We start from the raw sequence: 21650 nt of genomic DNA, 5'->3' as shown, positions 1-21650 counted from the left end.
GAATCGCCCATCGCATAATGAGGTATGAGCACCTCCTCCCCTGCGGGCGGCTGGACGTTCCTCACCAACCACGCCCACGTCCTGCTCGCGCTGTCCCGCGATCCCGACGCGCGGCTGCGAGACGTCGCCGAGTCGGTCGGCATCACCGAGCGGGCGGCCCAGGCGATCGTCTCCGACCTGGAGGCGGCCGGTTACCTGCGCCGTGAGCGCGTGGGACGGCGCAACCACTACACGATCAACCCGCTCGCCCCGTTCCGCCACCCGATCGAGCGGCACCGGCACATCGGCGAGTTCCTCGAACTGTTCGGGGCTGCGGTTGACGCACGAAACTGATTTCGTGAATACTTGAACACAGTTCGAGGGGGAGTACCCGGCTTCCTCAGCGTCGTCATCACGGCCGCCGTCGTAGGGCGTCCCGGCGCGAGGGTCACCGCTGGCGGTGGCACGGGGAGACCGTCGGCCTGCCGAGCCCGCCCATGCGGCGGTGAGGAGGTTGACGATGTCTGTGCCCCTGTGGATCTGGGCCGTGGTTCTGGCGGTCATCCTTGCCATGCTCGCCGTGGACCTGTTCGCCCATCGCCGCGCCCACGTGGTGGGCGTCCGCGAGGCGCTGGCCTGGTCGGGAGTGTGGATCGCGCTGGGCCTCGGCTTCGGGGTCGTGGTCTGGCTGGTCTGGGGGCCGGACGCGGGCGGGCAGTACCTGGCCGGTTATCTCATCGAGAAGTCCCTGGCCGTCGACAACGTCTTCGTGATCGCGCTGCTGTTCTCGTTCTTCGCGGTCCCCCGCGAACTGCAGCATCGCGTGCTGTTCTTCGGCGTGCTCGGCGCACTGGTCTTCCGCGCGGCGTTCATCGGCGCAGGCGCCGTCCTGCTCGACCGCTTCCACTGGATCCTGTACGTCTTCGGCGCGTTCCTGCTCTACACCGGCGTGAAGATGGCCAGGCATTCGGCGATCGAGGTGCACCCCGACCGCAACCCGGTGCTGCGCGCGATGCGCCGGCTCATCCCCGTGACCGACTCCTTCCAGGGCCAGCGGTTCCTCGTACGGCAGGACGCGGACGGACGGCCCGGCGGCCGGTGGGCCGCGACGCCGCTGCTGGCCGTCCTGGTCGCGGTGGAGACCAGCGACATCGTCTTCGCCGTCGACTCGATCCCGGCGATCTTCGCCGTCACCTCCGAGCCGTTCCTCGTCTTCACCTCCAACGCGTTCGCGATCCTGGGGCTGCGGGCGATGTACTTCCTCCTGGCCGGGGCCATGCACCGGTTCGGCTATCTGCGGTACGGCCTGGCGGCGATCCTCGTGTTCGTCGGCGCGAAGATGCTCCTGGCGGACGTGTACAAGATCCCTGTATGGCTGTCGCTCACGGTCATCTGCGCCTGCCTCGTGATCTCCGTGGGGGCGAGCCAGTACAGGAACCGCCGCGAGGAGCGCGCGGCAGCCCTCCGGCAGGGGCCGGCCGACGCGGCCGGCTCGGCACCAGGCCGGTTCCGGTCCGCGGATGGGCCCGCTGATCGCTCGCCGTGATCGAGCGTCAATCGGGAAGCGGTAGTGGATCGCCGTGGCCGGGCAGGCCCCGGTCGGCCGGGATCGGCTCCTCGGCCGAGCCGTCGGCGGTGATGCCCTGGCCGCGGGTCTGCTCGGCGAGGCGCCGGTAGCAGGCCGAGACCGCGGCGAGCGCCTGGCGCGCCGCGTTCAGCAGCGTGGCTCGTGTCCGGTGCCCAGCGGCAGGAAGCCGCTGGTGCACTGGATCACCTTCGTGCTGCTGGGGGCTTGGCCTCTGTCCGCCGGCCGGCTTGCGATCGAGGCTGCCGGGCTCGCCCGCCCGAGCGAGCGCGGCCGGCCAGGTGTCGTCCTCGCCGGATGTGCGGCCACGGAACTCAGATCTGGTTCAGGCCGCCGTCGACGTACAGGCTCGAACCGGTGATGAAGCTGCTCTGCTCGGAGGCGAGGAAGGTCACGGCGGCGGCGATCTCCTCCGGGCGCCCGAGCCGGCCCAGCGGCACCTGTGTGGCCAGGTGCTGCTTGAGGGCGGCGGCCTGTTCCGGGTCGGGAGCGAGCCCCGACAGACCAGGGGTGTCGGTCGGGCCGGGCGTGATGGTGTTGACCCGGATGCCGCGTCCCTTGAGTTCGTTGGCCCAGGTCCGGGCGAACGATCGGGTGGCGGCCTTGGTCGCCGCGTACACTCCGAACGCCTCCGCGCCGACGTCCACGTTGGTAGAGCCGTTCAAGATCACCGAGGCGCCGTCGTTGAGCAGGGGCAGGGCCTTTTGAACGGTGAACAGCGTGCCCCGGACGTTGATGCCGAAGAGGGTGTCGAAGTGCTCCTCTGTGACCTGCTCAAGCGGCACGAACGCGGCGACGGAGGCATTCGCGAACAGGACGTCCAAGCCCCGCCCCCGGCTGCGGATCGTCTCGTAGATCCGGTCCAGGTCGGTGAGGTTCGAGATATCGCCGATCACCGCGGTAGCCGCTGAGCCGATCGCTTCGACGGCCGCGTCGAGTTCGGCCTTGCGCCGGCCGGTGATGAACACGTGTGCGCCTTCGGTTGCCAGCCGTCGGGCACTGGCCAGGCCGATTCCGCTGCTGCCGCCGGTGACGAGAGCGGTCTTGCCCTCAAGTAGTCCCATGTGAATAACCTCTTTCGACTTCTGCAGCGATCGCTGCAGAAGTCGAACGGTAGCACTTCTGCAGCGATCGCTGCGGAAGGGGTAGGCTGCGGGGGTGGAGACTAACCGGAGCGGTCTCATGGGCCGGCCGCGAGGATTCGACGCCGACGACGCTCTCGAGCGCGCCATGCTGGTCTTCTGGGAGCACGGCTACGAGGGAGCCAGCCTGGCCAGGCTGACCGAGGCGATGAGCATCTCCGCCAAAAGCATGTACGCAGCCTTCGGCAACAAGGAAGAGCTGTTTCGCAAGGCCCTGGAGCGCTACACCGAAGGCCCGAGCGCATACCTGGCCCGGGCCCTGGAGGAGCCGACCGCCCTGGGCGTCGCCACCGCGATCCTGGCCGGCACCGTCCGAACCACCACCCGCCCGGCCCACCCCCACGGGTGCCTGGGCGTCCAGGGCGCCCTGGCCGCCAGCGACTCCGGGCGTGGAGTCCGTGACCTTCTCGCCGCCTGGCGCAACAACGGCTGCGCCCGCGTCCGAGAGCGGTTCCAGCGAGCCGTCGACGACGGCGATCTGCCTCCGGATACCGATCCGGGGCTCCTTGCCCGCTATGTCACCACCTTGGCATTCGGCATCGCCGTGCAAGCCGCGAGTGGCGTCGGCCGCGATGAACTCCAGGAGATGGCCGAAGCCGCCCTACGCAACTGGCCGCTCCCCTGAGAACCATCCGATGTTCGCCGCCGCGAGCAACCGCTCGCTGTAACGGCTCGGTCTTGCGAACGCCCCCCGTCTGCGAGAAAGCGTGCCGACGGACTGAGGCCGGAAGCGATCGAGATGATCGTCGTTTGGGGCTCCTGCGGTGATTCCCACGACCATCCCGTCTACTGCCGGATCGGCAGGCCGGTGGCGGGGTCGGACGGCTCCCACTGTTGCACGGCTCCCACTGTTGCACAACGGTCTGCCGCACCCCCTGGTCGACTGGGCCGCCACACGGTGTTGCCCCTCGTAGTAGCGCCATCCGGCGTTGGATTCGGTCGTCACCACACTAGTTATCCCAGAAAGTAAGCCATTGTCTGCGATAACCTCGGTGCCCTCCTGGGAGAACTCCCCGCCGCGGCGCAGGCGACTCCCACCGCTTATCTGCGACAGCGCTTCGGAGGGCAGCATGGGGGGACGGTGCACCGCCGCATGATCAGCGAGATCCTGCCGCCGTGGGTGGCGTCGGCCGAGAAGTTCGGCGACGTGCCGGAGGAGACGCTGTTCCCGGAAGAGAGGCCGCTCATCGCGCGGGCCGTCGACCGGCGGCGACGCGAGTTCGTCACCGGACGCCACTGCGCCCGGCTCGCGCTGGCCCGGATCGGCGTGACGCCGGTGCCGATCCCGCGCGGCGAGCGGGGCGCGCCCGTCTGGCCCGCGGGCACGGTCGGCAGCATCACGCACTGCTCGGGCTACCGCGCGGCGGCCGTCGCCTCCGCGGACGTCGCCCGCGCGGTCGGCATCGACGCGGAACCGCACGAACCCCTCCCGGAGGAGGTCCTTGCCACGATCGCCTCGCCCGAGGAGATCGCCGCCCTCCGGGCGCTGGGCGGCGCGGACGGCGAGGTCTGCTGGGACAGAATCCTGTTCAGCGCCAAGGAGTCCGTCTACAAGGTGTGGTTTCCGCTGACCGGCCGCTGGCTCGACTTCTCCGAGGCGGTCGTGGACATCGAGCCCTCCGGTACGTTCCGCGCACGGCTCCTGGCCGCCGACCCGGCCATGGGAACGAACGCCCTGCAGGGCCGGTGGCTGGTGAGCGACGGGCACATCGCGACCTCGATCGCCCTCCCCCGGCCCTGACAAGCCCGCACCGCCGCGCCGGCGGTCGCCGGTCACCCGGCACGGAAATAGTGGCCCTTGTCGAGGTCGTCGATCAGCCCCGGCTGCACCGGCTGCCATCCCAGCAGTTCACGGGTCAGGGCGCTGGACGCCGGGGCGTCGGTCCCGATCATGCCGCCCAGCCAGGAGAAGTGCTCGCCCGCCTCCTCGCGGGGAATCGAGACCACCGGCAGGCCGAGGTGGCGGCCGATCACCTCGGCGACGGCGCGGATCGGCACGCCCTCGTCGGTGACCGCGTGCAGCACGGATCCCGCCGGGGCCTGCTCCAGTGCGAGGCGGAACAGGTGCGCGGCGTCGAGCCGATGCACGCCGGGCCAGCGGTTGGACCCGTCCCCGACGTAACCGGAGACGCCCCTGTCGCGGGCGATGCCGACCAGGGCCGCCATGAAGCCGTGGTCTCCCTCGCCGTACACCGTGGGGGGCAGGCGCAGCACCGACGAGCGGACGCCCTGGGAGGCGAGGTCGAGCGTCCTCAGCGCGGTGGCCTGCCGGGCCCGCGGGCCCTCGTGGCCCGCGTCGGAGCCGGGGTCACGCCCATCCCGTTCTGTCGCCACCCGCCCCGGTGTGAGCCCGAGGAGTCCGGAGGCGAGGACGAACGGCCGATCGGAGCCCGCGAGCGTCTCGCCGAACGTCTCGACGGCGCGGCGATCCGCGTCGGCGGCGCCCTGGAAGTCGCCGGTGAAGGCGATGTCGTGCTTGAACGCGAGGTGGATCACGCCGTCCGACGCCGCGGCCGCGCTCCGCAGGGTGTCGAGATCGTCGATGGTGCCACGGCACACCTGCGCCCCGGCCCTGGTGAGTGCGGCGGCCGAGGCGTCGGACCGCGCCAGGCCGACGACCTCGTGCCCCGCGTCGATGAGTTCGGGGACGACGGCGGAGCCGATCCAGCCGGATGCGCCGGTGACGAATACGCGCATGACGTACTCCAAGTGGTCGATTGCCCTCCGCACCGGTGCACGCCGAGACTCCCGTGCACCCCGAGCGGATGGCGATGTCAGTGACTGTCATCAACATAGCACTGATGTCAGTCGCTGTCATCAGGGTAGGATCCGGGGCATGGGTCGATGGGAGCCGAACGCGCGCGGCCGTCTCGAGCAGGCGGCGATCGAGCTCTACGTCGAGCGCGGATACGAGCAGACCACGGTGGCTGAGATCGCCAAGCGGGCGGGGCTGACGGAGCGCACGTTCTTCCGGCACTTCGCCGACAAACGCGAGGTGCTGTTCTGGGGCTCGGGCACGCTGCGGGATCACCTCGTGAACGCCGTCGGCGCCGCGCCGGACTCCGCGGCGCCGATCGAGGTGATCGCCGGAGCCGTCGAGAGCGTCGGCGTCCTGTTCGACGAGCGTCGCGAGAGCGCCCGGCAGCGGCAGGCCGTCATCGCGGCCAACGCGGAACTCCGGGAACGCGAGCTGATCAAGCTCGCGTCGTTGTCCGCGGCGCTCGCCGACGCCCTGCGGCGGCGCGGCGTCCCGGACCCGGCCGCGAGCCTGGCCGCCGAGGCGGGGATCGCCGTGTTCAAAATAGCGTTCGAGCGCTGGATCAGCGGGACCGGCGAGCCGGACCTGGCCCGGCTCGTTCGCGAGTCGTTCGACGAGCTGAAAGCCATGGCCGCGGGCAGTTGACCACCCCCGCTCCCACGAGCTGCCGGGCCGCTTCGCGACAAGCCTGTCCGTCCGCCGCGGACGACGAAGGGCGAGGCGCTGCCTCACCCTCGGCCGCGACGCCGTCCATCGAGGGGCCCTCACCCGAGGGTCTCCGACGCGGAGGAACGAAGTCCCTTCGCATCGGAGACCTCCCCTCGCCAGGAAGGTGACGGTCAGCAGCTGTGTCCGAGCGGGAGAAGGCTAAGGCGCTGAGGCACAAGTCGTCGCAGCCGTGTCCCGCGTCGAGCCGCACGGGTCGAGAGCGGATGCGTGGTGCGTCTGGTCAGAGCGCGGTGATGGTCCATTGGTTGTTGGTGCTGCTGTTGGGCGTCCACATGCCGACGGCCGAGCCGGCGGTGGTGTAGCCCATGCCGTCGAGAGACGTCCCGGTGCCGCGGTTGACGATCTGGTAGCGGCCGTTGCCCAGATCGTTGAGGCGCCACTGCTGGTTGTTGCCGCCGTTCCAGGCCGACTGCCTGGCGTTGGCGCCGTTGGCGGTGTTGCCCCAGCTGTCGGCCACCATGCCGTTGGTGCGGTTGACGATCCGATACCACCCGCCGCCCAGGTCGACCAGCTGCCACTGCAGGTTCGTGCTGCCGTCCCAGTTCCACTGCTTGAGGTTCGACCCCGACGCCACGTTGCCGCCGCTGTCCAGCACCAGGCCGGTGGCGACGTTGGCGATCCGCACGTAGCCGGTGGGGGTGCCGCCGGAGCCCAGGGCGGGGATCTGGCCGTTGAAGGTCAGCTTGACCACGTACGCCGGGGCGCTGAACGGGGCGGTCGACGAGGGCATCGCGATGTGCAGCCCCGAGCCATCCTGCGTGCGGTTGGGCAGAGTGGTGTACTGGCCGGCCGAGGAGCCGAGAAGCTGCACCGAGGCCAGGTTGCTCAGGTTGATCCGGTTGGAGTTCAGCGTCGTGATGTGCAGGGTGCTGCCCGGCCAGCCCAGCACGGTGGCGTACAGCACGGTGTTGTCCTTGCTGCGGGTGAAGCGGATGTCGGTGTTGGTGCCCGCCCGCGGCGTGGTGAAGGAACCGCCGCCCATCTGGGTGGGGCCCTCGCCGTGGATCGCCCAGGCCCGGGTGGCGTAGATGGACTCGCCGAATCGCTTGAGGTAGTCCCCGATGCCCAGCAGGATCGACCGCTGCCCGGACGGGATGGTGCCGTCGGCCATCGGGGCGATGTTCAGCAGCATGTTACCGTTCTTGCTGACCCGGTCGATCAGCGAGTGCAGCATGGCGTTGAGCGAGTAGTAGCCGATGCCGACGGTGTAGCACCAGCTGGAGCTGGAGATGCTGTCGTCGGTCAGCCAGTAGGGGTTCTGGATGGCGGCCGGGCCGCCGCGCTCGTAGTCGAAGACCTCGCCCCGGGTGTTGAACCCGTCCTTGTAGGTCGCCACCACGTCCCTGTTCCAGGCCACCGCCTGGTTGTAGTAGTACGCCAGGAAGTCCAGCCTCCGGGACTCATCCAGCCGGCTGAGGTTGAAGTCCTGCCAGATGATGTCGGGCTGGTAGCCGTCGATGACCTCCTTGAGCTTGTCGTACCACAGCTGCTGCTCCTCGGCGAAGCTAAGCTGGCCGTACAGCTTCTTCAGGGAGGTCGAGGACTGGGCCGGCACCCACTGGTAGAAGCCGGTGAAGTTGTAGGCGTGGTGCATGGCCACGAGCAGTTTCAGGCCCTTGGCCCGGATGGCGTCGGCGTGCAACCGCAGCAGGTCGAGCTTGGGGCCGGTGGCGACCGAGTTCCACTCGTTCACCCGGCTGTTCCACATCGAGTAACCGTCGTGATGCTCGGCCACCGGCCCGGCGAACCTGGCACCGGCGTCGGCGAACAGCTGCGCCCACTCGTTCGGGTCGAAGCTACCCCCGGCCGACGTCAGCTTCGGTGCGAACTGCACCCAGTTGCCGGCCTTGTCCCGCGCACCGTTGATGAAGTTGTGGTACGGCCACACCGACGGGTCGCCATAGACGCTCTTGTGATGATTGTTCTCATTCGACCCGTTGTTGTACATGTTCCGCGGATACCACTCGTTCGCGTACGCGGGGACGCTGAACACGCCCCAGTGGTAGTAGATGCCGAACTTGGCGTCCTGGAACCACTCGGCCGCCGGCGGGTGCTGGTCCACCGACGACCAGCTCGGGCTGTAGCTCTGCGGACCGGCGGTGGCCCACGCGGGACCGGCCTTCAGCACACCGGCGGCCGTGGCGGCCCCCGCTGCGACGAGCAACTGCCTGCGACTGAGCCGGAACGAGGATGCGGACATGGGGAGGCACCTCTCACGATCGGGGGATTCGACAACGGGACGCTATGGACACGATCCCCGGGATGTTTCACGAAGATGAAAGGACGGTCACCGCAGAGACATTGGATGTCGTTGTATGCCAAGCGCGGCGATCTGTCTACACTCCCCCACCGCCGGACGGGAAGGCGACGCGATCCGGCGCGGCTGATCCTAGGGCGCGCGACAAGCGGAGACGAGCACGAGGAGCGCGAGTCCACACGTTTGCGCATGCCGCGTCCGCAGCGTCGAACCCTCCCCTGCACGGCCGGCAGCCCACCCACGTATGGGAGAGCAATGATCCCCCGGCTGCCGAGAAATGGGATGTCTGAAAGTTTCATCGATCGTGGAAGATCACGAAGCGAGGCGATCGGCATGCGTGAGCCGGGGGCGCGGTGCGGGTTGTCCCACACCACGCCCCCGGCCACGTCGTCCGGCTAGCTCAGGCGGGTGCTATCCGCCGATGGCGATGGCGAAGATGTGCATGGTCGCCACCCCGTTCGCCGCCCGCGCGCTGATGTTGGGCAGGTCGACGCGGGACACCTCCTTGTTCTGCAGGGACACGCCCGCGTAGTAGATGGTGGCGGCGGTGTTCTGCCGCTGGTTGTTCGGCCGGTTCTGGTAGGCGGCCACGACGGCGGCGTCGCCCTCCGGCCTGGGTCCGCCGTACCAGTCCGGCGAGCTGAGGGTGAAGGTCTGCCTCGTGCCGTCCTTGTAGACGACGGTGGCCGGTCCGGACACCGCGCCGTACGTGCCGGACAACAGGAAGCCGAGCGTCTTGCCGGTGCCGGTCACCTTGAGCGACTGCCCCGAGGCGATGGCGTTGTCGGGGGTGCCCACCGCGACGCCGGGCCACGTGAAGTTCACCCCGTTCTTGGTGACGGTGCTCCCCGGGGTGACACCGGCCTGGGCCAGCGCCTGGGCGGAGATGCTGGCGCCGTTGCCGTCGAAGTTCCCGGGAGCGGTGTTCGCGTCGTCGGTGACGGCGACGTTGCTGAAGAGCTCCTCCAGCGGTTTCTCCCTGCCGTCCCATACCCGGACCGTGACCTTCGCGGACGCGGTCCAGTCGCTGCCGGCCTGGGTGCCGCTCGCCTTGCCGATCAGGGCCACGTCGCCCGCGGCCTGGCCCTGGGCGGGGATGACGGTGAAATCGACGGTGCGCTCCGCGCCGGGCGGCAGGGGCGGCAGCTCGACCCGCTCCGGTGAGACGCTCCACCCTTCCGGAGCCTCGACCGTCACGATCGTCCTGGGCGCCAGCGGCATCTCGACCGCCCGGACGGTGACGCCGACCTTCGCCTCCTGGCCCGGGCTCACCTCGACGGGCGCGCTGATCTTGACCTTCTGCAGGGCGTAGGCGCGGTAGGCGTGCCCGGCCTTCCCGGTCAGTTCGATCAGGTCGGACTCGGCCTTCTCGGTGCGGGCCGTGCCGCCGCGTGTGTCGTCGACCACCTTGTAGCGCCCGGCGAAGATCGCGCCGCGTACCTTGACGACGCCGTCACGGTCGGGCGTGATGAGGTACTCGTCGGCCTGCCCGTCGCTCCACGCCGCGCCGACGGTGTAACCGCCGCGGCCCCGCAGGCCCTTGACCCGTCCCTTCCGCCAGGCCTCCGGCAGGGCCGGCAGCAGGTGCAGCTCGCCGTTGCGGCTGTGCAGCAGCATCTCCGCGATGCCGGACGTCGCGCCGAAGTTGCCGTCGATCTGGAACGGAGGGTGCAGGTCGAACATGTTCGGGGCGAGCCTGGCCGGCGTCACGAGGAGGCGGACCAGGTCGTGCGCCCGTTTGCCCTCCTCCATCCGCGCCCAATAGTTGATCTTCCAGGCCAGCGACCAGCCCGTGCCGTCGTCGCCGCGCAGTTCCAGCGTCCGCCGCGCGGCCTCGAACAGCTCGGGGGTGTCTCGCTTGGTGATCTGGTGGCTGGGGTGCAGACCGTAGAGGTGCGAGATGTGCCGGTGGGTCCGCTCGGTCTCCACCCAGTCGTACAGCCACTCCTGGATGTTGCCGCGCGAGCCGATCTTCATCGGAGCCAGCCGCTTCCGGGCCTCCAGGACCTGCGCCCGGAAGCCGGCGTCCATGCCGAGAACCTCGCTCGCCTCGGCGCAGCCGTCGAACAGGTCCCGCAGGATCTGGTTGTCCATCGTCGGACCGGCGGCCACGCTGGCGTTCGCGTGATGGCTGAGCTCGGGCGAGTTCGACGGGTTCGTGACCAGGTATCCCAGCTTCGGTTCCTCCACGAGGGTGTCGAGGAAGAACTGGGCGGCGCCCTTCATCGCCGGGTAGTTCTTCCGGAGGAACTCGACGTCGCCGGTGTACAGGTAGTGGTCCCAGATCATGGTGGCCAGCCACGCGCCGCCGGTCTGCCACATGCCCCAGAACGCGCCGTCGACGACCGAGGTGGCCCGCCACGCGTCGGTGTTGTGGTGAGTGACCCAGCCGCCGGCGCCGTACTGCACCTGGGCCGTGCGGGCACCGGTCACCGTGAGGTCCTGGATCATGTCGAACACCGGCTCGTAGCACTCGGACAGGTTCGTCGATCCGGCGGGCCAGTAGTTCATCGGCAGGTTGGCGTTGATGGTGTACTTCGAGTCCCACGACGGGGTCAGGGAATCGTTCCAGATGCCCTGCAGGTTGGCCGGCTGGGTCCCGGGACGCGAGCAACTGATCAGCAGGTATCTGCCGAACTGGAACAGCAGGGCGGAGAACTGCGGATCGTCGACGGCCGAGTGCTGCGCGATCCGGACGTCCGTGGGCTGGTCGGCCGCGTCTGTACGGTCCAGTTCGAGCGTCGCCCGCTTGAACAATGCCTGATAGTCGGCCACGTGCCGGCTGCGCAGCTCGTCGTAGGGCGTCTGCTGGGCGGCCTCGAGGTGCCGTCGTGCGATGCCCTGGTAGTCGCCGCCGACGTCCTTGTAGTTCACGTAGCTGGAGCCGATGGAGATCAGCAGTGTCACGCTGTCGGCGGCGGACACCTGGAGCGTTCCGCCGGAACTGGTGACGCTGCCGCCCTCGGCGAGGGCCCGGGCCAGCGCCAGGAACTTGACCGAGCCGGTGATGCCCTCGAAGTTGCCCGAGACGCCGTCGAGCGCCACCGTCGTGCCGTCCGGGCTGGAGCGTGTCGTGCGCTGAGGGCTGTCGAACGTCGCCGTGAACGTGATCGAGCCGGGCTTGTCGGCGGTCAGGCGAACGACGATGACCTGGTCGGGTGCGCTCGCGAACACCTCACGCCTGTACCGCACGCCGTTCAGAAGGTAGTTGACGGACGTGGTGGCGGTGGTGAGGTCGAGCTGGCGGTTGTACTCCGAGAACCCGCTGGTGCCGGGGAAGTTCAACCTGATGTTGCCGACCGTCTGGTAGGCGAGCTGGCCCGCGGGTCTGCCCAGCATGTTCTGGTCGATCAGATTCTGGGCCTCGGTCCATTTGTCCTCGAAGACGAGACGCCGGATCTCCGGCAGCGCCGCCAGGCCCTTGGGGTTGCTCTGGTCGTACGGCCCTCCGCCCCAGACGGTGTCCTCGTTGAGCTGCAGCCGCTCGGCGTCGACGTTGCCGAACACCATGGCACCGAGGCGCCCGTTGCCGATGGGGAGGGCGCGGAGCCAGTCCGTGCCGGCGCCCTTGTCGTACCACAGCGCCAGGTCGTCGGCCGCGCGCACCTCCGAAGGCGCCACCGATCCGGCTCGGGCGACCGCTGTCCATTGCATCGGCAGCATCAGAGCTCCGGCTCCGACCGTGCCGATCTTCATCAATTGCCTTCGCGTCAGATCTGGCATTCGCTCTCCAAGCGCACTGCGGCCTTGCCGACGGCCGGCACCGCGCCAATGGGGCTGCGAATCCGGCATCGAGGAGACTGGCGGAGTTCGGCGGGACCGGCTGCGTGACGAGGCTGTGTAGGGGGTGATGGCAAAGCTACAAAGATTTGATGTATCGGTCAACGATTCTTATAGAACCGCCCGAAAGGAGGTCATCTGGCCCCTCGACCGCTGGGAAACATCTAACCTTTGGGCACTAATCCAGGTCGCGATGGGTGGGACGTGGGCGACGGAGGGAGCCGGACGTCGCGGGCGGCCACGAGAGGGCGTTACCCGCGCCACCGGGCAGTGGGCCCGGGCGGGACCGGGCCGGGGAAGGCCACAGACCGCCGAGTAGCGGTACGAGGTCGCGTCCTGTATCCGTAGAGCAGCACCGATTCCCGATGACCACCCGATGACCATGGGCGACGGCGACGTGCGGGCAGGCCTCCGCCCCCTCGCTGCCCGTGGTGGACGGGTGAACTCCCCGCCCCGGCCGGACTCTAGGAACCTACCTGCCATGTCACGCACAGACGATGTAGTGGACAGCATCAAGCGGATGATCCTCGACGGCGTCCTGCGGCCCGGCGACCGCCTGCCCGTCGAGAAGGACCTCGCCGAGTCGCTGGGCGTCTCGCGCGGGGCGTTGCGCGAAGGGGTGTCGGCGCTGTCGATCCTCGGGATCGTCAGCACCCGGCAGGGTGACGGGACGTATATCACGAACCTCGACGCGACGCAGTTGCTGGCGCCGATGGGCTTCGTCGTCGAGCTGCACGGCCAGGGCGACCCGCGGCACGTGTACTCCGTACGGCGCCTGCTCGAGTCGGAAGCGGCACGGCTGGCCGCGACCAGGATCACCGATGAGGCGCTCCGCCAGGCCAGGGACCTGCTCGGCGAGTCGGCCCGGATCGTCGGTCAGGCACCCCACGACCACGAGCGTCTCATCGAGATCGACATCGCCTTCCACCGCATCATCGCCGCCCATACCGACAACCCGGTCATGGTCGGCCTGATCGAGGCGTTCGCCAGGCGCACCGTCCGCGGCCGGCTGTGGCGAAGCCTGCACGAGGAGGGGGCCGACCGGCGCACTCACGAAGAGCACGTGGCGATCTGGGCGGCGCTCGCGGCGCGCGATCCCGAACGGGCGCGCATCCGGATGGCCAACCATCTCATCGGGGTCGAGGAGTCCCTGCACCGGTTGCCCGACGACGGCGACGCGCCGTCCGAGCCCGCGGCCGGCTGACCTCGGGCCGGGTGGGGGCCGTCGTGGGGTGCCTGATGGGGCATGGGGCGATGCCCCGCGCGCCGCCCGGCGCGATCTCCGCCGTGACTACCTCACCGGATCCGGGTCCGCGCCGGACCGCGAACGGCCGAGGTTCTCCCGCAGCCAGGTCTCCGTGGTGCTGACGTGCACGAGCGCGACCGCCTGGGCGAGGGGGGCGTCGCCGGCCGCGAGTGCGCGGTAGATGGCGGCGTGCTCGGCGATCGTACGGCCGGCCGCGTTCTCCTCGACGAGCCCGCGCCAGACACGGGCCCGGAGCGTCCGGCTGGCGATGCCGCCGAGCAGGGCGGACAGGGACTTGTTGCCCGTCGCCTCGAAAACCGTCCGGTGGAAGGCGTCGTCGTGGTGGTTGAGCGCTTCGATGTCGTCCTGCGCCGCGATCATCGCGTTGAGGTGCCGTTCGACGTCCGCGAGCTGGTCGGCGGTGATCCGGGCGGCGGCCAGACCCGTGGCCACCGGCTCGAACAGGCGCCGCACCTCGGTGATCTCGAGCAGATCGTCGCCCCGCATCATCTCGACGGCGAGGCCGACTCCTTCGAGCAGCAGTTCCGGCGAAAGGCTCGTGACGTAGGTGCCGTCGCCCCTGCGTACCTCCAGCACGCGCGTGGTGACGAGGGAGCGGACGGCCTCTCTGAGCAGGTTGCGGGACAGGCCCAGCTCGGCGGCCAACTCCTGTTCGGGAGGCAGCCGGGCGCCCGGGGGAAGCGTCCCGTCCTTGATGAGCTGCCTGATGCGTTCGATCGCCTGCTCCGTCAACGACATACCTGCATTTTGGTATGTCAGGACAGCGGACCTCCACACGGTCCCTCCGGGTGCGTGGGAACGCTCTCGGAACCAGCCGCGCCTCTGCCGGATGAGGGGCGCCGTGGCGTGGGCCGCCTGGCACGGACCCATCGTGCCGTGCCTTCAGCCGGGACAGACATGCGATGTGTCTTGATCTCCGGTCCGGCCCGGACAGTCGATACGTCGGATCCCTTGCCGATAAGAGCCGCCCAAATAACGGAATATCACCATTCTGTCCTCAAGGTCTGGACACTGGCGGGGTTAGAGCATAGAAAGACATCCCATGTCCTGTGCGTGATGAGCCCGCTCACGGCGAGTCTCGCCCAAGCCCCGGGCGTCACCTGAGCGTGGCGCGGTCAGCGACGGCATGGAGCCGTGGTGCTTCAGAAGGAGAGACGATGGAACGCAGACGGTTCGCGCTCACCGCGGCCTTAGTCATCTCGGGGTGCCTCGCCGCGGCCTGCGGCGGGAACAGCGGTACTGGGAACGACAACTCCGGCGGCGGGGACAACGCAGCGGCGAAGCCGGTCATCGGCGTCGACTATCCACGTTCCGATACGGACTTCTGGAACTCCTACATCAGCTACGTGCCGAAGTTCGCCGGCGAGCTGGGCGCGGAGGTCAAGACCACCAACTCCCAGAACGACATCGCCAAGCTCACCGCCAATGTGCAGACCCTGGTGGGTCAGGGCGTGAAGGGCGTGGTCATGGCGCCGCAGGACACCGCTGCGGTGGCGCCCACCCTGCAGCAGCTCGAGAGCAAGAAGATTCCCGCCGTGCTGGTGGACACCCGGCCCGACACCGGCAACGCCTTCATGGTCGTACGGGCCGACAACCGCGCGTACGGGGAGAAGGCCTGCAAGTTCCTGGGTGAGAAGCTCGGCGGCAAGGGCAAGGTGGTCATGCTGGAGGGCGACCTGGCCTCCATCAACGGCCGGGACCGCACCGAGGCGTTCAACGACTGCATGAAGCAGAACTACCCCGGCATCACCGTGTTCGGCGAGGCGACGAACTGGGACGGCGCCGTGGCCTCGCAGAAGCTCTCCACGGTCCTGACCGCGAACCCCGACGTCAAGGGCGTCTACATGCAGTCGAGCTTCGCCCTCGCCGGCACGCTGCAGGTGCTCAAGCAGCGCGGCCTCCTGGTGCCGCCGACTGACCCCAAGCACGTCTTCGTGGTCTCCAACGACGGCATCCCGCAGGAGCTCAAGGACATCGCCGCCGGGAACATCGACGCCACCGTCTCCCAGCCCGCGGACCTGTACGCCAAGTGGGCGCTGTCGTACGCCCAGGCCGCGATCGAGGGCAAGACCTTCCAGCCGGGCAAGACCGATCACGACAGCACCATCATCCAGGTGCGGCCCGGCCTGCTGGAGGACCAGCTGTCCGCACCGCTCGTCACCGCGGACGGCGGCACCTACGGCGGCATCCCCAGCGTGAAGCACGACGACAAGTCGCTGTGGGGCAACAACCTGAGCTGAGAGGGCGTGGCCATGGAAGAGTTCGCGGGAGGGCCCGCGAGCCCTCCACCCGCCCGTGACGGCGGGCCGGTCCGGTCGGACCCGCCCGTCGCCGAGGCGGAGCGCATCACCAAAAGGTACGGCGAGACGACGGCACTGAACCGCGCCCACATAGCGATCGGGCCCGGTGAGACGCACGCGCTGGTCGGGCGCAACGGTGCGGGGAAGTCGACCCTGGTCTCCATCCTGACGGGGCTGCAGGCGCCGGACGAGGGCGAGGTCCGCTTCGCCGGGTCCCCGGCGCCGCGGCTGTCGGACCGTGACGCCTGGCGGGAACGGGTCGCCTGCGTCTACCAGAAGTCCACGATCATCCCTGAGCTGACCGTGGCGGAGAACCTCTACCTGAACCGGCACGACCGCAACCGGCTGGGGCTGGTCGGCTGGAAGGGTCTGTGGCGGAAGGCCGCCGACCTGCTGGAGGCGTGGTCGGTGGACGTCGACGTCCGCCGGCCGGCCGGGGAGCTCGGGGTGGAGCAGCGGCAGTTCGTGGAGATCGCCCGGGCGCTGTCGTTCGGCGCGAGGTTCATCATCCTGGACGAGCCCACCGCCCAGCTGGACGGCGCGGCGATCTCCCGGCTCTTCGAGCGGATGCGGGCGATGCGGGAGCAGGGAGTCACCTTCCTGTTCATCAGTCATCACCTGCAGGAGATCTACGAGATCTGCGACGTGGTCACGGTGTTCCGGGACGCCCGGCACATCCTCACCGCGCCGGTGGCGGACCTGCCGCAGGGCGAGCTGGTGGCGGCGATGACCGGTGAGGCCGCGGGCCTGCGGGAGCACGCGGTCCGTCCGCCGGCCCCGGCGCAGGCCCCGGTGGTCCTCGACGTACGGGGCCTGTGCGACGGCGACGTCTACCAGGACGTCGACCTGCGGGTCCGGGCCGGGGAGATCGTGGGGCTGGCGGGCCTGGGCGGCAGCGGGAAGACCGAGCTCGCCGAGACCATCGCCGGGCTGCGGGCTCCCAAGGACGGGACCCTGGAGGTGGCCGGGAGCCGCCCGCGCCCCGGGAGTGTGCCGGAGTCGCTGGCCGCCGGGGTGGGCTTCGTGCCCCGCGACCGTCACCACCAGGGGCTCGTCCCCCTGATGTCCATCGCCGACAACACCACGATGACCGTGCCCGAGCGGCTCGGTCAGGCGGGCTTCGTCAGCGGCCGGCGCAAGGACGCGCTGGCCCGCGAGATGATCACGAATCTCGCGATCAAGACACCCGGCCCGGAGCTCCCCGTTTCCGGGCTGTCCGGCGGCAACCAGCAGAAGGTCGTGATGGCTCGCGCCCTGGCCAGCGACCCCCGCCTGCTCGTACTGATCACACCGACCGCCGGAGTCGACGTCCGGTCGAAGGAGTTCCTGCTCGGCAAGGTCGAGGAGATCGCCGACAACGGAACCGGCGTCGTGATCGCCTCCGATGAACTTGATGACCTGCGGCTGTGCAACCGGGTGCTCGTGATGTTCCACGGCCGCGTCGTCGCGGAACTGGCCGCCGGCTGGCACGACCACGAGATGGTGGCCGCCATGGAAGGAGTCGACCTCGATGCCTGACAGCACCACCGCTCACGCCACGACGGGACACCCGCCGAGCCCGGCGGCGCCGGAGGAGGCGGGAAGGCGCCGTCCGGCGATCCCCCTGGCGCGGCTGCGGGACTTCGCGCTCGTCCCCGCGATCATCGTGATCGCGATCGTCGGGCAGATCGTCAACCCGATCTTCCTGCAGAGCGACAACCTGATCAACATCCTGCAGACCATGTCGGAGATCTCGCTGCTCGTCCTGGCGCAGACGCTCGTGCTGATCGCCGGCAGGATGGACCTGTCGCTCGAGTCGACCTTCGGGCTGGCCCCCGGTGTGGCCGCCTGGCTGACGGTCGCCGCCGGAACGGGACCCGGGCTCGGACTGCTGCCCGGCGCCTGGGGAATCCCCGTCACCCTCGCGGTGGGAGTGCTGATCGGGGCGGTGAACGCGCTGTTCATCGTCCGCTTCGGGCTCAACGGCTTCATCGTCACCCTGGGCATGCTCATCGTGCTCCGCGGCCTCCTCACCGGCATCTCCGGCGGGCAGACGTTCTTCAACCTCCCGGACTCGATGACCTACCTCGGCTCGGCGATGTGGCTCGGCGTGCCCGCGTCCATCTGGATATGCCTGCTGCTGTTCGCCGCCGGCGTCGTGGTCATGGGATTCACCCGGTTCGGCCGGGCGCTCTACGCGATCGGCGGAAACGTCGACGCCGCAAAGGCGGCCGGGATCCGCACCGACCGGGTGCTGTGGATCGTGCTGATCTCCGCGAGCCTGCTGGCCGCGATCGGCGGTCTCCTGCTGACCGGCAGGCTCGCCTCCGTAGCCGCCGCCCAGGGCGACGGCGCGATCTTCACCGTGTTCGCCGCCGCCGTCATCGGCGGAGTCAGCCTCAACGGCGGCAAGGGCACGGTGTTCGGCGCGTTCACCGGCATCCTGCTGCTCTACATGATCCAGAACGTCCTCACCCTCGCGGGCGTCCCCGCGCAGTGGATCCAGGCGCTCAACGGGGCGATCATCCTCACCGCGCTCGCGATCTCCCGCCTGACCGGCGGCAAGTCGCAGGAATGACGAGAAGGGGAGGCCGATCCCCGGACCGGTCCCCCCGCTCATCGCCGCGTACGGGTTCAGAGACGGCCGGGTGGTTCCCGCTTCGACTGCGGACGGGGATCACCCGGCCCTCCGGCTCGGGCCGGGGAGAGCCCGTCAGGACGGGAGCAGCGGCAGCAGGGCGTTGAGGCGTCCGGACGCGAAACCGGACAGGTCCAGTGAGCAGAAGGTGAAGCCGGCGCCACGGACCGCGGCATCGACGCGCTCGCGCAGCTCGCACGCGCGGGGAATCTCAGTGCCCGGAACCTCGACCCGGGCGAGCGTGCCGCCGGCGTGGGCGCGCACCCGGCACACCGGGAAGCCGAGATCGCGCAGCGCGCCCTCGGCGGTCTCGATCCTGCGCAGGACCTCCGGCGTGACGGGGTCGCCGTAGCTCACCCGCGAGGCCAGGCAGGGCGCTGCGGGCTTGTCCGCGGTGACCAGGCCGAGCTCCCGGCTGACCGCGCGGACGTCGGTCTTGGTGAGCCCGGCCTCCACCAGCGGCGCGATGGCCCCGCGCTCGGCCGCGGCCCGCTGCCCGGGGCGGTGGTCGCCGAGGTCGTCGAGGTTGGTGCCGAGCGCGATCCTGGCACCCATGGCGGCCGCCAGCGGCGTGAGCGCGTCGAACAGCGCCGACTTGCAGTGGTAGCAGCGGTCGGCGCCGTTGGCGGCGTACTCGGGCCGGTCGGCCTCGTCCGTGCACACCTCCAGATGGGCCAGACCGTGGGCTCGCGCGAAGTCACGGGCCGCGGCCCGCTCGGAGGCGGCGAGGCTGGGTGAGACCGCGGTGACGGCCAGTGCGCGCCTGCCGAGCGCCCTCGCGGCGGCGAAGGCGAGCAACGCGGAGTCGGCGCCACCGGAGTAGGCGACGACGACCGCGTCCTCACGGCGCAGCCGGGCCGTCAGCCTGTCCATGGCGTCGCTCATCGCGCCCGCCTGACCGGCGTCCGGCGTCCTTTCTCCCATGGAAGCGGGACGATCAGCCACGAGCGGCCTCGCCTTCGAAGGCACGCGGGCCGGTGAGGCTCTCCTCGACGCCGAGGACGTGCAGGGCGGCATGGAGCCTGGCCCGTTCGGAGTCGCGCGCCAGCAGAGCCCGATGGACGGCCCGGTGCTCCCGGAGGGTCCGGTGAACGGCCTCGGGGTCGCTCATGCCCCGCCAGATGCGGGCGCGCACGGTGCGGCCGGACATGTTCTGGATGACGGCGGCGAGGACGGCGTTGCCGCAGTGGGAGGCGATGAGGGCGTGGAAGTCCTGGTCGAGAGCGATCAGTTTCTCGTGGTCGACGGGATCGCAGGCGGCGACTGTCTCGGCCTCGTCGAGCAGATCGCCCAGATGGACGAGATCGGCGTCCGGGATGCGCGTGGCCGCCAGCGCCGTCGCCTCCGCCTCCAGAATCCTGCGCACGTGCAGGAACTCCCCCGCCCCGGCGTCCACGTGGATGTCGGCGACGAAACTCATCCCGTCGAGCAGCAGGTCGGGAGAGAGGCTGGTGACGTAGGTGCCGTCGCCCTGCCGCGTCTGCAGGACCCGCATGGCGACCAGCGCGCGCACGGCCTCGCGCAGCGTGTTGCGGGCGACACCGAGCTGTTCGGCCAGATTCTTCTCGACGGGGAGCTTCTGCCCCGGGCGCAGCTCCCCATCGATGATCATCTGCTTGATCGTGTCGATCGCCGTCTCGATGACGCCCACGTCAGCCTCCCCAGTGGTGACCATCAGGGTAGCGGTACGCGGCGATCGACTCGGAGTGCATACGAGCGCTGTAACCCGGCTCTTCGGGCAGCAGGTAGCGGCCGCGCTCGATGCGGACGGGGTCGGTGAAGTGCTCGTGCAGGTGGTCGACGTACTCCAGAACGCGGCCCTCCAGGCTGCCGCTCACGCACACGTAGTCGACCACGGCCATGTGCTGGACCAGCTCGCACAGACCGACGCCGCCCGCGTGGGGGCAGACCGGCACGCCGAACTTGGCGGCCATCAGCAGCACCGGCACGATCTCGTTGACCGACGCGAGGCGGCAGGAGTCGATCTGGCAGAAGTCGATCGCGCCCGCCTGCAGGAGCTGCTTGAACATCACCCGGTTGTGGCAGTGCTCTCCGGTGGCGACGCCGACGGGGGCGATCGCCTTGCGGATGGCCGCGTGGCCGAGCACGTCGTCGGGGCTGGTCGGCTCCTCGATCCACAGCGGCTCGTACGGCGCGAGCCGGTTGACCCACTCGATGGCCTGGGGCACGTCCCACACCTGGTTGGCGTCGATCATCAGGACGCGGTCGCCGAGCTCCTCCCGGGCGATCGACAGGCGGCGGACGTCGTCCTCCACGTTGGCGCCGACCTTGAGCTTGACGTGGGTCCAGCCGTCGGCGACGGCCTGGCGGCACAGCCGGCGCAGCTTGCCGTCGTCGTAGCCGAGCCAGCCCGGAGAGGTCGTGTACGCCGGATAGCCGTGCTCGGCCAGCTCGGCGATCCGCTCCTCGCGCGTGGGGGCGAGCGCGGCCAGCATCTCCACGGCCTCGGCGGGGGTCAGCACGTCGGACAGGTAACGGAAGTCGCAGGCGGCGACCAGTTCCTCGGGTGTCATGTCGGCGACGAGGCGCCACAGGGGCTTGCCGGCCCGGCGGGCCGCCAGGTCCCACGCCGCGTTGAGGACGCCCGCGGCGGACAGATGCACCACGCCCTTCTCCGGCCCGAGCCAGCGCATCTGGCTGTCGGCCATGATCTCCCGATAGAGGCCGCCGAGGTTCCCGGCCAGCTCGTCCACGTCGCGTCCGGCCAGGCGCGCCCCGATCTGCCGGGCCGCGGCCACGCACAGGTCGTTGCCCCGCCCGATCGTGAACGTCAGACCGTACCCCGCCAGGTCGGCGTCGTCAGTCTCCAGCACCACGTACGCCGCGGAGTAGTCGCCGTCCGGGTTCATGGCGTCCGAGCCGTCGAGCGTCGCGGAGGTCGGGAACCTGATGTCGATCACGTTCACAGAGGTGATCGTCGGCATGGGCGAACTCCAATTGATCCGATGAATATGTATGGAACAGTAGGGTCGCGCCGGGAGAAGGTCAAGGCAAGTCGCCAGATATCCGTCCAAAGCCTTTACTTCAACCCGATGAATCTGGCAGGCTCGGCACGGCATGCGGCCCTGTGAACCAGCGGAGAGGCCAAGATCGTGAAGCTGTTGCGGGTGGGACCGGTGGGTGAGGAGCGGCCGTGTGTGCTCGGGCCGGATGGCCGGGTGCTGGATCTGTCGTCGGTGACGGCCGACATCGATGGTGCGTTTCTGGCGGGGGGT

At 69.6% G+C, this 21650-nt stretch carries 18 protein-coding genes; 9 read left to right on the top strand and 9 right to left on the bottom strand.

What is annotated here, in order from left to right; all coding sequences use genetic code 11:
• Positions 1-24: 24 nt before the first annotated feature.
• On the top strand, positions 25-333 hold the full coding sequence (locus IL992_RS27600; protein WP_193206300.1) for a helix-turn-helix transcriptional regulator: 309 nt from the start codon (positions 25-27) through the stop codon (positions 331-333).
• 166 nt (positions 334-499) lie between these two features.
• Positions 500-1525 (top strand): TerC family protein, encoded by a 1026-nt coding sequence (locus IL992_RS27595; protein WP_193206299.1) that lies wholly within the window; start codon positions 500-502, stop codon positions 1523-1525.
• A gap of 7 nt (positions 1526-1532) precedes the next feature.
• On the opposite strand, the gene IL992_RS27590 is transcribed toward IL992_RS27595, so the two are convergent.
• Both IL992_RS27590 and IL992_RS27585 read right to left on the bottom strand, forming a co-directional pair.
• Positions 1533-1745, bottom strand: coding sequence for a hypothetical protein (locus IL992_RS27590; RefSeq protein ID WP_193206298.1), 213 nt, complete (start codon positions 1743-1745; stop codon positions 1533-1535).
• Between the two features lie 133 nt (positions 1746-1878).
• Positions 1879-2628, bottom strand: coding sequence for an SDR family oxidoreductase (locus tag IL992_RS27585; RefSeq protein ID WP_193206454.1), 750 nt, complete (start codon positions 2626-2628; stop codon positions 1879-1881).
• A gap of 94 nt (positions 2629-2722) precedes the next feature.
• Between IL992_RS27585 and IL992_RS27580 the strand changes: the two genes are divergently transcribed.
• Positions 2723-3331: a TetR/AcrR family transcriptional regulator gene (locus tag IL992_RS27580; RefSeq protein ID WP_193206297.1), complete on the top strand. Its 609-nt coding sequence runs from the start codon at positions 2723-2725 to the stop codon at positions 3329-3331.
• Between the two features lie 468 nt (positions 3332-3799).
• The gene (locus IL992_RS27575) at positions 3800-4447 is read left to right on the top strand and encodes a 4'-phosphopantetheinyl transferase family protein (RefSeq protein WP_193206296.1); all 648 of its coding nucleotides are present in this window, start codon (positions 3800-3802) and stop codon (positions 4445-4447) included.
• Positions 4448-4479: 32 nt separating this feature from the next.
• On the opposite strand, the gene IL992_RS27570 is transcribed toward IL992_RS27575, so the two are convergent.
• Complete coding sequence (locus IL992_RS27570; RefSeq protein ID WP_193206295.1) at positions 4480-5403, bottom strand: SDR family oxidoreductase; 924 nt, start codon at positions 5401-5403, stop codon at positions 4480-4482.
• A gap of 139 nt (positions 5404-5542) precedes the next feature.
• On the opposite strand from IL992_RS27570, the gene IL992_RS27565 reads away from it, so the two are divergent.
• Complete coding sequence (locus tag IL992_RS27565) at positions 5543-6109, top strand: TetR/AcrR family transcriptional regulator (RefSeq protein WP_193206294.1); 567 nt, start codon at positions 5543-5545, stop codon at positions 6107-6109.
• 304 nt (positions 6110-6413) lie between these two features.
• On the opposite strand, the gene IL992_RS27560 is transcribed toward IL992_RS27565, so the two are convergent.
• The gene (locus IL992_RS27560) at positions 6414-8393 is read right to left on the bottom strand and encodes an alpha-L-fucosidase (protein ID WP_193206293.1); all 1980 of its coding nucleotides are present in this window, start codon (positions 8391-8393) and stop codon (positions 6414-6416) included.
• Positions 8394-8861: 468 nt separating this feature from the next.
• Entirely contained in the window at positions 8862-12104 is a 3243-nt protein-coding gene (locus IL992_RS27555; RefSeq protein WP_226873901.1) for a glycosyl hydrolase family 95 catalytic domain-containing protein, read from the bottom strand.
• 607 nt (positions 12105-12711) lie between these two features.
• On the opposite strand from IL992_RS27555, the gene IL992_RS27550 reads away from it, so the two are divergent.
• Entirely contained in the window at positions 12712-13434 is a 723-nt protein-coding gene (locus IL992_RS27550; RefSeq protein WP_193206291.1) for a FadR/GntR family transcriptional regulator, read from the top strand.
• An 87-nt stretch (positions 13435-13521) separates the two neighbouring features.
• Here the strand turns inward: IL992_RS27550 and IL992_RS27545 are convergent, their stop codons facing one another.
• Complete coding sequence (locus IL992_RS27545; protein WP_193206290.1) at positions 13522-14235, bottom strand: FadR/GntR family transcriptional regulator; 714 nt, start codon at positions 14233-14235, stop codon at positions 13522-13524.
• Between the two features lie 419 nt (positions 14236-14654).
• On the opposite strand from IL992_RS27545, the gene IL992_RS27540 reads away from it, so the two are divergent.
• The 3 genes from IL992_RS27540 to IL992_RS27530 are packed head-to-tail and all read left to right on the top strand — an operon-like array spanning position 14655 to position 18354.
• Positions 14655-15737, top strand: a complete 1083-nt coding sequence (locus IL992_RS27540) for a sugar ABC transporter substrate-binding protein (RefSeq protein ID WP_193206289.1) — start codon at positions 14655-14657, stop codon at positions 15735-15737.
• Positions 15738-15749: 12 nt separating this feature from the next.
• Complete coding sequence (locus tag IL992_RS27535; RefSeq protein ID WP_193206288.1) at positions 15750-17315, top strand: sugar ABC transporter ATP-binding protein; 1566 nt, start codon at positions 15750-15752, stop codon at positions 17313-17315.
• The gene (locus tag IL992_RS27530) at positions 17308-18354 is read left to right on the top strand and encodes an ABC transporter permease (RefSeq protein ID WP_193206287.1); all 1047 of its coding nucleotides are present in this window, start codon (positions 17308-17310) and stop codon (positions 18352-18354) included. Before IL992_RS27535 ends, IL992_RS27530 begins: the two co-directional genes overlap by 8 nt.
• 135 nt (positions 18355-18489) lie before the next feature.
• Here IL992_RS27530 and larE read toward each other — a convergent pair whose 3' ends face one another.
• The 3 genes from larE to IL992_RS27515 are packed head-to-tail and all read right to left on the bottom strand — an operon-like array spanning position 18490 to position 21359.
• Positions 18490-19338 carry an ATP-dependent sacrificial sulfur transferase LarE gene (gene larE, locus IL992_RS27525; RefSeq protein ID WP_226873900.1) on the bottom strand — a complete coding sequence of 283 codons (849 nt, stop codon included), beginning with the start codon at positions 19336-19338 and terminating at the stop codon, positions 18490-18492.
• A gap of 13 nt (positions 19339-19351) precedes the next feature.
• Positions 19352-20065, bottom strand: coding sequence for a FadR/GntR family transcriptional regulator (locus IL992_RS27520; protein WP_193206286.1), 714 nt, complete (start codon positions 20063-20065; stop codon positions 19352-19354).
• 1 nt (position 20066) lies between these two features.
• Positions 20067-21359, bottom strand: a complete 1293-nt coding sequence (locus tag IL992_RS27515) for an L-fuconate dehydratase (protein WP_193206285.1) — start codon at positions 21357-21359, stop codon at positions 20067-20069.
• Positions 21360-21650: the final 291 nt, after the last annotated feature.

Source organism: Microbispora sitophila (assembly GCF_014892245.1).
Lineage (GTDB): Bacteria > Actinomycetota > Actinomycetes > Streptosporangiales > Streptosporangiaceae > Microbispora > Microbispora siamensis.
This window is presented reverse-complemented; position numbering and strand designations above follow the sequence as displayed.

Excerpts from the sequence above, each read along its gene's own strand:
- IL992_RS27600 (WP_193206300.1), top strand. The coding sequence starts at position 25 with ATGAGCACCTCCTCCCCTGCGGGCGGCTGGACGTTCCTCACCAACCAC.
- IL992_RS27595 (WP_193206299.1), top strand. The coding sequence starts at position 500 with ATGTCTGTGCCCCTGTGGATCTGGGCCGTGGTTCTGGCGGTCATCCTT.
- IL992_RS27585 (WP_193206454.1), bottom strand. The coding sequence starts at position 2,628 with ATGGGACTACTTGAGGGCAAGACCGCTCTCGTCACCGGCGGCAGCAGC.
- IL992_RS27575 (WP_193206296.1), top strand. The coding sequence starts at position 3,800 with ATGATCAGCGAGATCCTGCCGCCGTGGGTGGCGTCGGCCGAGAAGTTC.
- IL992_RS27570 (WP_193206295.1), bottom strand. The coding sequence starts at position 5,403 with ATGCGCGTATTCGTCACCGGCGCATCCGGCTGGATCGGCTCCGCCGTC.
- IL992_RS27565 (WP_193206294.1), top strand. The coding sequence starts at position 5,543 with ATGGGTCGATGGGAGCCGAACGCGCGCGGCCGTCTCGAGCAGGCGGCG.
- IL992_RS27560 (WP_193206293.1), bottom strand. The coding sequence starts at position 8,393 with ATGTCCGCATCCTCGTTCCGGCTCAGTCGCAGGCAGTTGCTCGTCGCA.
- IL992_RS27555 (WP_226873901.1), bottom strand. The coding sequence starts at position 12,104 with ATGCAATGGACAGCGGTCGCCCGAGCCGGATCGGTGGCGCCTTCGGAG.
- IL992_RS27550 (WP_193206291.1), top strand. The coding sequence starts at position 12,712 with ATGTCACGCACAGACGATGTAGTGGACAGCATCAAGCGGATGATCCTC.
- IL992_RS27545 (WP_193206290.1), bottom strand. The coding sequence starts at position 14,235 with ATGTCGTTGACGGAGCAGGCGATCGAACGCATCAGGCAGCTCATCAAG.
- IL992_RS27540 (WP_193206289.1), top strand. The coding sequence starts at position 14,655 with ATGGAACGCAGACGGTTCGCGCTCACCGCGGCCTTAGTCATCTCGGGG.
- IL992_RS27535 (WP_193206288.1), top strand. The coding sequence starts at position 15,750 with ATGGAAGAGTTCGCGGGAGGGCCCGCGAGCCCTCCACCCGCCCGTGAC.
- IL992_RS27530 (WP_193206287.1), top strand. The coding sequence starts at position 17,308 with ATGCCTGACAGCACCACCGCTCACGCCACGACGGGACACCCGCCGAGC.
- larE (WP_226873900.1), bottom strand. The coding sequence starts at position 19,338 with ATGGGAGAAAGGACGCCGGACGCCGGTCAGGCGGGCGCGATGAGCGAC.
- IL992_RS27515 (WP_193206285.1), bottom strand. The coding sequence starts at position 21,359 with ATGCCGACGATCACCTCTGTGAACGTGATCGACATCAGGTTCCCGACC.